A 12,864-nucleotide genomic window follows, 5' to 3' on the forward strand; every position below is an offset into this window, starting at 1 on the left:
TTTATTCAATTTTTGTGTTAAATGGCGGCGTTGGGCTGCACCGCCAGCTCCAGCTGCTTGCGGCGCAGCTGGAGCTGGCGGTAGCGCTGCAGGGCGCCAGCGTCATGGGCGGAGGCCGCGATGGCCTCGGTTTCCTGTTCCTTGATGCGGTCAATCAGCATGCGGTTGACCAGATCGCGCAGTTCGGGGCCGGACTCGGCCAGTGGCTCAGTGGCCACGCTGGGGCCGGCCAGCAGGCGCAGGGCCAGGTCTTCGGCTGCGTGGCCCACGATTGTCTCGCGCAGCGTGCCGCGCGACACCGGGCCGTGCTCGTGCAGCTGGCTTTCCAGCCAGATGAATAGGTCGCCATGGGGCGAGGGCAGCTCGCACAGCAGGCCATGGTCTTCGCTGGACAGCACTTCCCACAGTTCGCTGTGGCTCAGCAAAATGCGTGCAGCGTGGTCGGCGCGGCTGTCAATCTTGGCGCGCGGGCCGCTAGGGCGGGGTTCCCGCGGCGGGAAGCGGCTGCCGCCTTTGCCTTCCCACTTCCCCTCCCATTTTCCGCTGCGCGGGGTCCAGCCTTCTTTTTTCCATTCGGTTTTCTTCTTCCACTCTTCCTGGGGAATCCAGGGCTCAGCGGGTTCCTCGTAGGCAAAGTGGCCGTCGTCGGGTGCGCCGTCGTAGGAGGGCGGCGGGGCCGATGCGGTTTTGCGGCGCTGCGTTTCGGCGGGCGGTTTGCCGCCAGAACTGGCCCACAGCGCGCCCAGCTCGGTGCTATTGAGTTGCACCAGGTTGGCGATTTCTGCCAGCAGCTGTAGCTTGAGCGCGCCGTCGGGCAACTGCGTCCACAGCGGCTTGGCGTTGCTCGACATATGGGCACGGCCCTCGGCGGTGCTCAGGTCGCAGCCTTCCTGGGCCGCTTCGACCAAAAACCGGCTGAGCGGCGTAGCCTTGGACACATAGTCGGCAAAGGCCTCTTTGCCGTGCGCGCGGATAAAGCTGTCGGGGTCGTGCTCGGCGGGCAGGAACAGGAACTTGATGCTGCGCACATCGGTGGCAAAGGGTAGGGCGCCGTCCAGCGCCTTGCGCGCGGCGCGCCGGCCTGCGGCATCGCCGTCAAAGCTGAAGACCACCGAGTCCGTGAAGCGGAACAGCTTTTGCACATGTTCGTTGGTGCAGGCCGTGCCCAGCGTGGCCACCGCATTGGGAAAGCCCAGCTGCGCCAGCGCCACCACATCCATATAGCCTTCGGTCACCAGCACATAGCCGAACTCGCGCAACGAGCTGCGGGCTTCAAACAGGCCGTACAGCTCGCGTCCCTTGCTGAACACCGGCGTTTCTGGGGAGTTGAGGTATTTGGGCTTTTCGTCGCCCAGCACGCGCCCGCCAAAGCCTATGCACTCGCCCTTGATATTGCGGATGGGGAACATCACACGGTCGCGGAAGCGGTCGTAGCGCTTTTCCTCGCCGCCGTTTTCGGCTTCGTGCAGGATGACCAAGCCACTTTCAATCAAGAGCGGGTCGTCGTACTGCGGGAAGATGCTGGCCAGGCTGCGCCAGCCCTCGGGGGCGTAGCCCAGGCCAAACTGCTTGGCAATTTCACCGGACAGGCCGCGGCCTTTCAGGTAATCAATAGCGCGCGGCGACTCTTTCAAGCCGCGCTTGTAGGCATCCCCGGCTTTTTCCAGCACGCTGGTCAGGGTGTTCTGCTTCTGACGCTGCTCCTGGGCGCGGGCACGGTCCTGCGGGCTGCCTTCTTCCTCGGGGATCACCATGCCATATTGGCCGGCCAGGTCTTTCACCGCCTCAATGAAAGTCATGCCCGCGTGGTCCATCAAAAAGCTGATGGCGTTGCCGTTCTTGCCGCAGCCAAAGCAGTGGTAGAACTGTTTGGTGGGGCTGACCGAGAAGGAGGGCGACTTTTCGCCATGGAAAGGGCACAGGCCCATGAAATTGGCGCCACCCTTCTTGAGCTGCACATAGCGACCCACGATCTCCACCACGTCCGTGCGTGCGATCAGCTCCTGGATGAAGGTTTGCGGGATGGCCATGGAAGGATTGTAGGAAGCTATGGTTTATATAGCTGCCCGCGCATATTCCATGGGGGCTGGATGCCAATTTGGCAGGTCAACGCGGGGTTCAATCGCCCAGCACAATGCCCTCACGCCGCGGGTCGGCGCCACCAAACCAGCCGTCTGGCGTGCGCTGGATGGCTTGCAGGCCGCTGGGCATGGCCACTTCGGTCACTGCATGTCCGCGCGCTTTCAAGGCACTGATCGTGGCGGCGTCAAAACGCGTTTCTTCCAGCAGCGTGGGGCCGTTCAGGGAGGCAAAGTTCGGCAGGTCGATGGCCTGCTGGGTGTTCAGCCCCCAGTGCAGCACGCCGTACAGCGTTTTGGCCGTGAAATGGATGATGAGCGCACCGCCCGGGCTGCCGCCGCTCAGCACCAGCTGGCCGGTCGCCTTGTCGAACACCAGCGTGGGCGACATGCTGGAGCGCGGGCGCTTGCCGGGCTCCACGCGGTTGGCAATGGGTTTGCCGCTCGCGTCCGCTGGCGCAAAGCTGAAGTCGGTCAGTTCGTTGTTCAACAGAAAACCGCCGGAGAGGCCCACGCCGCGGTTCACCATTTGGCGCGAACCCCAGGCGTCTTCGATGGTGGTGGTCATGGCCAGCGCGTTGCCATACGCGTCCACCACTGAGATGTGTGAGGTGCCGTGTTCGGTCTGGTCCGGCATGGGGGCGTAGGCCAGCATCGTGCCGGCGGGGTTGCCGGGTGGCGCCACTTGCATGCTTTGGCCCGCGGGGCCGGTGGCGATGGCGCGGGCACGCTCGGCTAGGTAGCCCGGCGCCAGCAGGCTGTGCCAGGTGTCGGCCGGCGCCGGTACAAAGGCCGGGTCGGCGACGTACTGGCCGCGGTCGGCAAAGGCCAGGCGTGATGCTTCGGTGTAGAGGTGCAACCAGTCCGCCGTGGGCAGGCCCTGGGCCAAGGGCAGCGTGTCGGCTGGCGTGTTTTGCAGCAAGCCCAGGATCTGCCCGATGGCAATGGCGCCCGAACTGGGCGGTGGCATGCCGCAGATGCGGTAGTCCTTGGCGGTGGCCTTCACACGGTAGTCAAAGCACAGAGGCTCGCGCACCAGTGGTCGGTAGGCGGCCAGATCGGCCGTGCTCAACGTGCCGGGGTTGCTGGGGTGGCCCTGCACTTTGGCCACCATGGCGCGCGCTACATCACCCTGCAGCAGGGCTGCCGGCCCTTGCTGTGCAATGGCTTGCAGCACGGCGGCCAATTCGGGGTTGCGCAGCAGGTGGCCGGCGGGCCAGGGCGCACCGGCGGCGTCATACAAATAGGCCGCGGCCACCGGGTCTTTCTTGAGCTGCTTTTCGCTGGCCAGCAGCGTGGCCATGCGCGGGCTGATCGCAAAACCCTGGGTGGCCAGCGTGATGGCGGGTGCAAACAGCTGCGCCCACGGCAGCCGACCATGCTGCTGGTGCGCCAGCGCCAGCATGGCCACGGCACCCGGCACCCCCACCGAACGGCCACCCACCACCGCGTCGATGAACGGCATGGGCTGGCCCTGCGTGTCCAGAAACAGACGCGGCGTGGCACCGGCAGGTGCCGTCTCGCGGCCGTCAAAGGCCTGGGTTGTCTTGCCATCAAAGTGCAGCAAAAAGGCCCCACCACCCAGGCCGCTGCTCTGCGGCTCCACCAGTGCCAGCACCATTTGCACGGCAATGGCGGCGTCCACCGCGCTGCCACCTGCGCGCAGGATCTGCTGGCCCGCATCGGTGGCCAACGGGTTGGCGGCGGCCACCGCGTAGGTGCGGGTGGCCCAGCCGGGCTTGGCTACGCTGCCGGTGGCGCCTTCGGGCTGCGCAGGCACGGCGTAGTGAAAGTCGCTGGGGGTGCTGGCACAGCCAGTGAAGGTGGCCAAGGCTGCCAACAGCAAGGCAGCGCCCAGGTGGTGAAGTGGGTGGTGGTGCATGGCCCCACCTTACTTGGGATTGGCCATGGCGCGCGTAAACAAACGTTACCAATACTTGCGGTGGGCCGTGGGCCGCGCCAGAAAGACGACGGCCGGACTTACAGGAAAATAAGCATATAGCCCCCGTGGAATATGCGCTAGCAGCTATCTAAACGATAGCATTCATTTGGTTTTTGGCACCCGACCCAGCAAGTAGAACTCGGGGTTGGGCATCATGCTGGTCACATTCGCCATGCGGTTACTGAGGCCAAAGAAGGCCGTGATGCCGGCAATATCCCAGATGTCTTCGTCGTCAAAGCCATGGGCGTGCAGCGCGTCAAAGTCGGCGTCTTCCACCGTGTGGCTCTCAAGGCAGACCTTCATCGCAAAGTCCAGCATGGCGCGCTGGCGCGGCGTGATGTCGGCCTTGCGGTAGTTCACGGCCACCTGATCGGCAATCAGCGGCTTCTTTTCGTAGATGCGCAAGATCGCGCCGTGCGCGACCACGCAATACAGGCAGCTATTCGCCGCGCTGGTGGTCGTGATGATCATCTCGCGCTCGCCCTTGGTCAGGCTGCTCTCGGCGCGCAGCATCAGCGCATCGTGGTACGCGAAGAACGCGCGCCACTCGGCCGGGCGGCGCGCAAAGGCCAGGAACACATTGGGCACAAAGCCGGATTTTTCCTGCACCTCCAGAATCTTGCTGCGAATGTCTTCGGGCAAGGTATTCAGGTCGGGTAGGGGGTAGCGTGCTGTGGGGCTGGTCATGGGCATGTCTCCTGGTCACATCGTAAGGCCGGGTTAGCTTTTGTCTTGGGTATTGGCTTTGGCTATAGATTTCATTAATAAAACTATCTTGATCGATAGCGGTTGAAAATCTACACTGACTCGGTCAGTCCAAGTACCAACAACCCAAGGAGAGACCCATGTCAAGCGAAGCCAAATGCCCGTTCCACCATGCAGCCGGTGGCGGCACCACGAACAAAGACTGGTGGCCCAACCAGTTGCGCGTGGACCTGCTGAACCAGCACGGCAACAAATCCAACCCGCTGGGTGAAACCTTCAACTACGCCGAAGAATTCAAGAAGCTCGACTACAAGGCGCTGAAGGCCGACCTGGTCAAGCTGATGACCGACTCACAAGACTGGTGGCCCGCAGACTTTGGCCACTACGGCCCGCAAATGATCCGCATGGCCTGGCACAGCGCCGGCACCTACCGCACGCTCGACGGCCGTGGCGGCGGTGGCCGTGGGCAACAGCGTTTTGCGCCGCTGAACTCCTGGCCCGACAACGTCAACATCGACAAATCGCGCCGCCTGTTGTGGCCGATCAAACAGAAATACGGCCAGAAGATTTCCTGGGCCGACTTGTTCATCCTGGCCGGCAATGTGGCGCTGGAGTCCATGGGCTTTCGCACTTTCGGATTTGCCGGTGGCCGCGAAGACGTGTGGGAACCCGACATGGACGTGAGCTGGGGTACGGAAACGAAATGGCTGGCTGCCGACAAGCGCTTTAGCGGTGGCGGTGATCGCAACAAAGGCGAGGGTGAGCTGGACAAGAACCTGGGGGCCACCCATATGGGTCTGATCTACGTCAACCCCGAAGGCCCTAACGCCAGCGGCGACTACATGGCCGCGGCCAAAGACATCCGCACCACCTTCTACCGCATGGCGATGGACGACGAAGAAATCGTCGCGCTGATCGCCGGTGGCCATACCTTCGGCAAGGCCCACGGTGCCGCACCCGAGTCACACAAAGGCGCGGAACCCGAAGGCGCAGGCATTGAAGCGCAAGGCCTGGGCTGGAACAGCAACTTCGGAAGCGGTCACGGCAAAGACACCGTCTCCAGCGGCCTGGAAGTCACCTGGACCACCACCCCTGCGCAGTGGAGCAACAACTTCTTTGAGAACCTGTTCAAGTTCGAGTGGGAATTGACCCATTCGCCCGCTGGCGCCAAGCAATGGGTGGCCAAGAACGGGCCAGACATCATCCCCGACGCGCATGTGCCCGGAAAATTCAACAAGCCGACCATGCTGACCACGGACTTGACGCTGCGCTTCGACCCCGAGTTCGGCAAGATCTCCAAGAAGTTCCACGACGACCCGCAATCCTTCGCCGAAGCCTTTGCCCGCGCCTGGTTCAAGCTGACCCACCGCGACATGGGCCCCAAGGCCCGCTACCTTGGCCCCGAAGTGCCGAAGGAAGACTTGATCTGGCAAGACCCGCTGCCCGCAGCGACGCTCAATCCGAGTGCGGCAGACATTGCAGACCTCAAAGCCAAGATCGCGGCATCGGGTTTGTCTGTGTCCGAGTTGGTGTCCGTGGCCTGGGCCTCGGCCTCCACCTTCCGTGGTGGCGACAAGCGCGGCGGCGCCAACGGCGCGCGTCTTGCGCTGGCGCCGCAAAAGGATTGGGACGTCAACAAGATCGCGGTCAAGGCATTAGCCAAGCTGCAAGAGATTCAGAAAGCATCCGGCAAGGCATCGCTGGCCGACGTGGTCGTGCTGGCCGGTAGCGTGGGCGTGGAGCAGGCCGCCAAAGCTGCGGGCGTGAGCGTCGCCGTGCCTTTTGCAGTGGGCCGCGTGGACGCGACGCAAGCGCAGACCGACGTCGAATCCTTTGCCGCGCTGGAACCGGTGGCCGATGGTTTCCGCAACTACAAGAGGGATCCGATCGGCGCATCGACTGAAGCGCTGCTGCTGGATCGCGCCCAGTTGCTGACGCTGACAGCGCCTGAACTGACCGCACTGGTCGGCGGCTTGCGCGTGTTGGGAGCCAATGCCGATGGCGGCAAGCACGGCGTGTTCACCGATAAGGTTGGCGTGTTGAGCAATGTGTTCTTCGTCCATCTGCTCGACATGGGCACGGTGTGGAAGGCCGTTGATGGCACGGGCGAAGTGTTCGAAGGCCGTGACCGCAAGACCGGCGCGGTGAAGTACACCGGTACGCGCGCCGATCTGGTCTTCGGCTCCAACTCGGTGCTGCGCGCCTATGCCGAGGTCTACGCCAGCGCAGACGGCCAGCAGAAGTTCGTCGCCGACTTTGTGGCGGCTTGGGTCAAAGTGATGAACCTGGATCGCTTCGACCTAGCATGACCCAGGCGCTAGGGGGCAGCAGGGGCCTACCTGCCCTTGCTGCCAAAGGCCAGTAGCAGGCCACCGGCGACGATCGCCGCGATGCCGGCCCATACGGGGACGTTGACAGTCTCTTTCTCCTGGACCGACAGCTCCAAGCTGCCGATTTTGACGGCGCTGGTTTGCTTGGTGTAGCTGAAGCCGCCATATGCCAGTCCTAGGGCTCCTGCGGCAATCAGCAGGATGGCGGCGAGTCGTGCGATGTTCATGGGGGGCTTTCTGGGTGGTGTGTCTGGTTGGCAGCGTACCTGTTGGGCGCACGAACCTGCGTGTTCCATCGCACAGACACTGCGTGCATCAACGCGGGTGGCGTCGCTAATATGGGGTATTCATTGGAGCCCCTATGCCATCTGACCCATCCCAATCCCCGACCACCCCCTCTGCCTACGAACGGGGCCTGGCCACACGCACGCAGGTCATGGGCGAGGAGTTTGTCGCCGCTGCGTTTGCCAACGCCACGCCATTCACTGCACCGATTCAGGAGCACATCACCCGCGCCGCCTGGGGCGATGTGTGGCAGCGCCCGGGGCTGGATTTGAAAACCCGCAGCCTGATAACCGTGGCCATGCTCACGGCCTTGGGCAAACAAAACGAACTCAAAGGGCACGTGCGTGGTGCGTTAAATAACGGTGCCACTGCGGCCGAGATTCAGGAAGTGCTGCTGCACGCCACGGTGTACTGCGGCGTGCCCGCGGCCGTAGAGGCCTTTCGCTCCGCCAACGAAGTGGTGGGTGGGAAGGTCTAGTGCTCTAGTTCCAGCCTTCCAGCACCACCTTGCCGCGCGCGGTGCCTGATTCCACGAATGCATGGGCGCGTTTGAGGTTGTCGGTGTTGATGCGGCCAAAGTTTTCGGCCAGCGTGGTGCGCACCAGGCCCGCGTCCACCAGTTGGGCCACTTCATTGAGCAGGTGGTGTTGGGCGATCAGGTCCGGCGTGTTGAACATGGGGCGGGCAAACATCATTTCCCAGTGCACAGACGCAGCTTTGCGCTTGAACGGCATCACGTCCAGCGTGGGCAGGTCATCAATCAGGCCGAACTGGCCCTGTGGCGCCAGTACTTCCAGAATCTGCGGCAGGTGCTGGCCGGTGTGGCTCAAGCTGATGACGATGTCTACTTGTGCAATGCCGATGCGCGCAAGCTGTTCGGTCAGCGGCTGGCCGTGGTCAATCACATGGTGGGCGCCCAGCTCTTTGACCCAGGCCTGCGTTTCGGGGCGCGAGGCGGTGCCGATGATGGTGAGCGCCGTGAGGCGGCGCGCCAACTGAATGAGGATTGAGCCCACGCCACCGGCCGCGCCGATGACCAGCAGGCTCTTGGGGTTGGGCTTTTTGCCGGGTTGTACGCCCAGGCGGTCAAACAGCAGTTCCCAGGCCGTGATGCTGGTCAGGGGCAGGGCGGCAGCCTGGGCAAAGTCCAGGCTGGCGGGCATGTGGCCCACGATGCGCTCGTCCACCAGATGCAGTTCGCTGTTGGTGCCGGGGCGCTGGATGGCGCCGGCGTAGTACACGCGGTCGCCCTCCTTGAACAACGTTACATCTGGCCCCACGGCGCGCACGATGCCGCTGGCGTCATAGCCCAGCACTTTGTAGTCCTGCCCCGCAGCCGGCGCTGCACTGGCGCGCACCTTGGTGTCCACGGGGTTGACCGAGATGGCGCGCACCTCCACCAGGAGGTCGTGCCCCTGGGCCACGGGCGTGGGCAGGGTGATGTCTTGCAGCGAGGTGGCGGCGCTGATGGCCTGGGGGTGTTGGTAGCCGATGGCTTTCATGGTGGTTTTCCTTGCAAATTGAACAGAGGGGTGAATCTTCTGTCTTCTGTTTGAAAAGAAAAATAGGGGATGGATTGAACCAGCTTTCAAATAAAATTTGAAAATGAAAGCCCTGCAAGACCTGGATATCTTTGTGCGCACCGTGGACACCGGCAGCCTCTCGGCCACGGCGCGGGCGTTGGACATCACACCCGCTGCGGCCAGTGCTGCACTCAAGCGGCTGGAGGCCGAACTGAACACCAGCCTGCTGGTGCGCTCCACCCGCAGCCTGCGTCTGACGCCCGAGGGCGCCGTGTTTCTGGAGCACGCCCGGCTGGCGCTCACCACCTTGGGCGAGGGCCAGCTGGCACTGAGTACGGGCCGCCATCAGGTGCAGGGCGTGCTGCGGCTGGCCGCGTCGTCGGACATGGGGCGCAATGTGCTGTTGCCCTGGTTGGAGGATTTTCAAGACCAGCACCCGCAGGTGCGTTGCCGCCTCACGCTCTCTGACCGCATGGCCAATATGTACAGCGAGCCAGTGGACGCGGCCTTTCGTCACGGCAAGCCGCGCGACTCCAGCCTGGTGGCGCTGCCCGTGGCGCCGGACAACCGGCGTGTGCTGGTGGCCTCACCCGACTACTTGCGTGTGCATGGCACCCCGGTCACGCCCCAGGCGCTGACCGAGCACGACTGCCTGTGCTTCATGCTGGGGGGCGAGGTGAACGACCGCTGGACCTTTGCGCGCGAGGGTCAGTCGCTGACGGTGCGGGTGCAGGGCGGCCATGTGACCAACGACGGCGATGTGGTGCGGCGCTGGGCCTTGGCCGGGCGTGGTGTGGCCTACAAGGCCTGGATCGACGTGGCCCACGACCTGGCCGCGGGCCGGCTGGTGGCGCTGTGCCCCGACTGGGACACGGAGCACGTGCCGCTGTACATGGTGCTGCCGGACCGGCGCCAGCTCACCCCGGCGTTGCGCTTGCTGCGCGAGTTTGTAGCCCAAGCCTGTGTGGCACTGCCCGGCGCCGAAAATTTAAGCCAAACAGGCCGCTAGCCCCCGTTAACTAAGCGCGAGTAGCTCCTGATTTGGTAGCGCGCTGTCGTCGGTCTGGAAGACCGCCACCACGCGCACCAGCTCGCTGGCCTGCGATTTGAGGCCGCTGGCCGCGGCCGCCATCTGCTCCACCAAGGCAGCGTTTTGCTGGGTTACCTGGTCCATCTCGTTCACGGCCTCGCCAATCTGCGAGACCCCCGCGCTCTGGTCCGAGCTGGCCGCGCTGATCTCGCCCACGATGTCGGTCACCTTGCGGATGGCGCCCACCACCTCGGCCATGGTGCTACCCGCACGGTCCACCAGCGCCGTGCCTTGTTCCACGCGTTGCACGCTGGTGCTGATGAGCTGTTTGATTTCTTTGGCGGCCTCCGCGCTGCGGCCCGCCAGGCTACGCACCTCGGAGGCCACCACGGCAAAGCCCCGGCCCTGTTCGCCCGCACGAGCGGCTTCCACCGCGGCGTTCAGTGCCAGGATGTTGGTTTGGAACGCAATGCCATCGATGACGGAAATGATGTCGGCAATCTTGCGGCTGGCTTCGTTGATGCCCTTCATGGTTTGCACCACCTGGCCCACCACATCGCCGCCTTGCACGGCCACGGCCGAGGCGTCCAGCGCCAGCTGGTTGGCATGGCCCGCGCTGAGCGCGTTTTGTCGCACCTTGGCGTTCAGGTCTTCCATGCTGGAGGCGGTCTCTTCCAGGGCACTGGCCTGGTGTTCGGTGCGGCTGCTGAGGTCGTGGTTGCCCTGGGCGATTTCGGAACTGGCATTGGCCACGCCGTCCGCCCCGTGGCGCACCGCGTGCACGATGCGTGTGAGCGACGCCTGCATGCGCGCCATGGCGGCCACCACGCTGGTGGTGTCGCCGTTGCGCACGGCAATCGGGGTAGCCAGGTTGGCATCGGCAATGGCGCGCGCCAGCTGCGCCACATAGGCCGGCTGGCCGCCCAGCTCACCCAGCAGGCGGCGCGTGATGAACACCCCCAGCACGATAGACGCCAGCACCGCAATGCCCGAGACGCTAAGCAGCATCAGGTTGGCGCGCATCACCGAGGCACGGCCCATGTCCTTGGCGGTTTCGGCCTGCGCCACGTGGGCGGCCCAGAGTTTTTGCACCGCGTCGTAGGCGCCCTGGTAGGCCTGCTGGCTGGGGCCGCTGAAATAGTCGCTGGCCTCGACCGCGCGCTCGGACTCGGCCCCGGCGGCCGAGTTGGACATTTGCAAGAAGGTGGATCGCGATGCGTTGAATTTGGCCAGCGAGTCGGTCAAGGTCTTGACTTCAGCGCCTTGGTCTTGCGCGCCGCCGGTGGCGGTGTAGCGCTGCACCGCGGTGTCGAGCGCCTTCACGGCGGTTTTGACGGCCGTCTCTTCGCGGTCTTTCGCAGGCATGGTCAGCGCGGCCAGGTGGCTCAGTTCGGCCGTGCGTACCACCTGCAGCCGGTCGTTCACTTCGCTCAGCGCGGTGAGGGTGGGCAGGGTTTGGTCCACCAGCGATTGCAGGTCCTGGTTGATGGCGGCAATGCGGCTCCAGCCAGTCAGCGCGAGCATGAGGCCCAGCGCCACCATGGCGGCAAAGGCCGCGCCCAGTTGGCGGCCTACGGTCCAGAAAGAGGGTTTGGGCATGGCAGTGCTCCTTGTCATTTGTAGTAGCCGGCCCCGCGCATCAGCAGGTCGGTTTTGGCCTGGGCTTTTTGCAGGGCTTGGTCCACGGTCTGCTTGCCAGCCAGCGCGTCGCGAATCTCGGCGCCGGTGATTTCACCAATGTCCTGAAACTCGGGGATGGCAACAAACTGCACACCTACATAGGGTGCCTTGCCATCGGTGGCATCCCGCGGGTTGGCGGTGACCATCGCAATGGCCTCGGTCATGGCAAAGCGCGCGGCCTTGGTGAACTCGGGGCGCTGGTAGGTGGAGAGGCGGGTGCCCGACGGCATGGCGGCCCAGCCCTTGGTGTCGGCCACCAGGCGCAGGTAGGGTTCGGACGTGGCCCACTGCACAAAGCGCTGGGCTGCATCTGCATTTTTGCTGCTGGCTGGTATGGCCAAGGCCCAGGCCCAGAGCCAGCCCGCGCCCTTGTCGGTGACCGCGGTGGGCGCCAGCGAGAAACCGGTGACGCTGGCCACCTTGCTGAACTTGGGGTCAATCAGCGCGCCGCCGGCACTGGTCGCATCCACCCAGATACCGCACTTGCCTTGGGCAAACAGCTCCAGATTTTCGTTGAAGCTGTTGTTCACGGCGTTGGGTGGACCATATTGGTTGAGCAGCTTCACGTAGAACGACACTGCGTCCTTCCAGGGCTTGGAGGTAATCTGCGGGTGCCAAGCCATGTCAAACCACTGGCCGCCAAAGGTGTTGACCATGGTGCTGAGCAGGGCCATGTTGTCGCCCCAGCCCGCACGCCCGCGCAGGCAAATGCCGTACAGCCCGGCCGCGGGGTTGTGGATCTTGGCCGCGGCCGCAGCGATCTGCTCCCAGGTGGGGCGGTTGTTGATGGAGAGTCCCGCCTTGTCGAACAGGTCGGTGCGGTACATGGTCATGGAGCCTTCGCCGTAAAAGGGCGCGGCGTACAGGCGCTTGTTGTACGAGAGGCCATCGCGCACCGTGGGAATCAGGTCCTTCACGTTGTAGGCGTCGGTGGGGGTGATCTCGCGCAGCCAGCCTTTGGCGGCCCAGATGGGCGTCTCGTACATGCCGATGGTGACCACATCAAACTGGCCACCTTTGTTGGTCACGTCGGCACTCACGCGCTGGCGCAAGTCGGCCTCTTCCATGGTGGTCCACTTGACGCGGATGTCCGGGTTGGCCTTCTCGAAATGCACGCTGAGCTTTTGCATTTCGATCATCTGGCGGTTGTTCACCGTGGCCACGGTGATGTCCGTGGTGGCCCACGCATGGTTTCCAGCAAGCACGCCCGTGGCGGCAAGCAAGGCCCAGATCCAACGATTTTGTGTTTTCATAACCAATACGATGCAGTGAGAATCTGCATCTCAGGTTA

Annotated in this window: 10 protein-coding genes; 3 read left to right on the forward strand and 7 right to left on the reverse strand. The window is 64.0% G+C overall.

Translation table 11 applies throughout. The features are described 5' to 3' along the window. Positions 1–17: 17 nt before the first annotated feature. From dnaG to AC1DZ5_RS06100, 3 genes are all read right to left on the reverse strand, one after another. A complete protein-coding gene (gene dnaG / locus AC1DZ5_RS06090) occupies positions 18–2,030 on the reverse strand; it encodes a DNA primase (protein ID WP_477887119.1) in 2,013 nt (670 codons plus the stop codon). A gap of 88 nt (positions 2,031–2,118) precedes the next feature. Next, on the reverse strand, positions 2,119–3,960 hold the full coding sequence (gene ggt, locus AC1DZ5_RS06095) for a gamma-glutamyltransferase (RefSeq protein WP_477887121.1): 1,842 nt from the start codon (positions 3,958–3,960) through the stop codon (positions 2,119–2,121). A 162-nt stretch (positions 3,961–4,122) separates the two neighbouring features. Beyond that, entirely contained in the window at positions 4,123–4,707 is a 585-nt protein-coding gene (locus tag AC1DZ5_RS06100; RefSeq protein WP_477887123.1) for a peroxidase-related enzyme, read from the reverse strand. A 158-nt stretch (positions 4,708–4,865) separates the two neighbouring features. On the opposite strand from AC1DZ5_RS06100, the gene katG reads away from it, so the two are divergent. Further along, on the forward strand, positions 4,866–7,034 hold the full coding sequence (gene katG / locus AC1DZ5_RS06105) for a catalase/peroxidase HPI (RefSeq protein WP_477887125.1): 2,169 nt from the start codon (positions 4,866–4,868) through the stop codon (positions 7,032–7,034). Positions 7,035–7,060: 26 nt separating this feature from the next. Here the strand turns inward: katG and AC1DZ5_RS06110 are convergent, their stop codons facing one another. Continuing rightward, complete coding sequence (locus AC1DZ5_RS06110) at positions 7,061–7,282, reverse strand: hypothetical protein (protein ID WP_477887127.1); 222 nt, start codon at positions 7,280–7,282, stop codon at positions 7,061–7,063. A 134-nt stretch (positions 7,283–7,416) separates the two neighbouring features. Here AC1DZ5_RS06110 and AC1DZ5_RS06115 point away from each other — a divergent pair, with 134 nt between their 5' ends. Further along, positions 7,417–7,818 (forward strand): carboxymuconolactone decarboxylase family protein, encoded by a 402-nt coding sequence (locus tag AC1DZ5_RS06115; RefSeq protein WP_477887129.1) that lies wholly within the window; start codon positions 7,417–7,419, stop codon positions 7,816–7,818. Positions 7,819–7,822: 4 nt separating this feature from the next. On the opposite strand, the gene AC1DZ5_RS06120 is transcribed toward AC1DZ5_RS06115, so the two are convergent. Continuing rightward, positions 7,823–8,842 carry a zinc-binding alcohol dehydrogenase family protein gene (locus AC1DZ5_RS06120; protein ID WP_477887131.1) on the reverse strand — a complete coding sequence of 340 codons (1,020 nt, stop codon included), beginning with the start codon at positions 8,840–8,842 and terminating at the stop codon, positions 7,823–7,825. A 103-nt stretch (positions 8,843–8,945) separates the two neighbouring features. On the opposite strand from AC1DZ5_RS06120, the gene AC1DZ5_RS06125 reads away from it, so the two are divergent. Further along, positions 8,946–9,872, forward strand: coding sequence for a LysR family transcriptional regulator (locus AC1DZ5_RS06125; protein WP_477887133.1), 927 nt, complete (start codon positions 8,946–8,948; stop codon positions 9,870–9,872). 6 nt (positions 9,873–9,878) lie between these two features. Here AC1DZ5_RS06125 and AC1DZ5_RS06130 read toward each other — a convergent pair whose 3' ends face one another. Together AC1DZ5_RS06130 and AC1DZ5_RS06135 are read right to left on the reverse strand one after the other, a co-directional pair. Next, a complete protein-coding gene (locus tag AC1DZ5_RS06130) occupies positions 9,879–11,492 on the reverse strand; it encodes a methyl-accepting chemotaxis protein (protein WP_477887135.1) in 1,614 nt (537 codons plus the stop codon). Positions 11,493–11,506: 14 nt separating this feature from the next. Further along, positions 11,507–12,826: an ABC transporter substrate-binding protein gene (locus AC1DZ5_RS06135; protein ID WP_477887137.1), complete on the reverse strand. Its 1,320-nt coding sequence runs from the start codon at positions 12,824–12,826 to the stop codon at positions 11,507–11,509. Between the last annotated feature and the right edge of the window lie 38 nt (positions 12,827–12,864).

The sequence above is a fragment of the Rhodoferax sp. P1_F3 genome, assembly GCF_056405715.1.

Bases quoted from the DNA above. Each gene is read 5' to 3' on its own strand.
- ggt (WP_477887121.1), bottom strand. From the start codon at position 3,960: ATGCACCACCACCCACTTCACCACCTGGGCGCTGCCTTGCTGTTGGCA.
- dnaG (WP_477887119.1), bottom strand. From the start codon at position 2,030: ATGGCCATCCCGCAAACCTTCATCCAGGAGCTGATCGCACGCACGGAC.
- AC1DZ5_RS06100 (WP_477887123.1), bottom strand. From the start codon at position 4,707: ATGACCAGCCCCACAGCACGCTACCCCCTACCCGACCTGAATACCTTG.
- AC1DZ5_RS06110 (WP_477887127.1), bottom strand. From the start codon at position 7,282: ATGAACATCGCACGACTCGCCGCCATCCTGCTGATTGCCGCAGGAGCC.
- AC1DZ5_RS06115 (WP_477887129.1), top strand. From the start codon at position 7,417: ATGCCATCTGACCCATCCCAATCCCCGACCACCCCCTCTGCCTACGAA.
- AC1DZ5_RS06130 (WP_477887135.1), bottom strand. From the start codon at position 11,492: ATGCCCAAACCCTCTTTCTGGACCGTAGGCCGCCAACTGGGCGCGGCC.
- AC1DZ5_RS06125 (WP_477887133.1), top strand. From the start codon at position 8,946: ATGAAAGCCCTGCAAGACCTGGATATCTTTGTGCGCACCGTGGACACC.
- katG (WP_477887125.1), top strand. From the start codon at position 4,866: ATGTCAAGCGAAGCCAAATGCCCGTTCCACCATGCAGCCGGTGGCGGC.
- AC1DZ5_RS06120 (WP_477887131.1), bottom strand. From the start codon at position 8,842: ATGAAAGCCATCGGCTACCAACACCCCCAGGCCATCAGCGCCGCCACC.
- AC1DZ5_RS06135 (WP_477887137.1), bottom strand. From the start codon at position 12,826: ATGAAAACACAAAATCGTTGGATCTGGGCCTTGCTTGCCGCCACGGGC.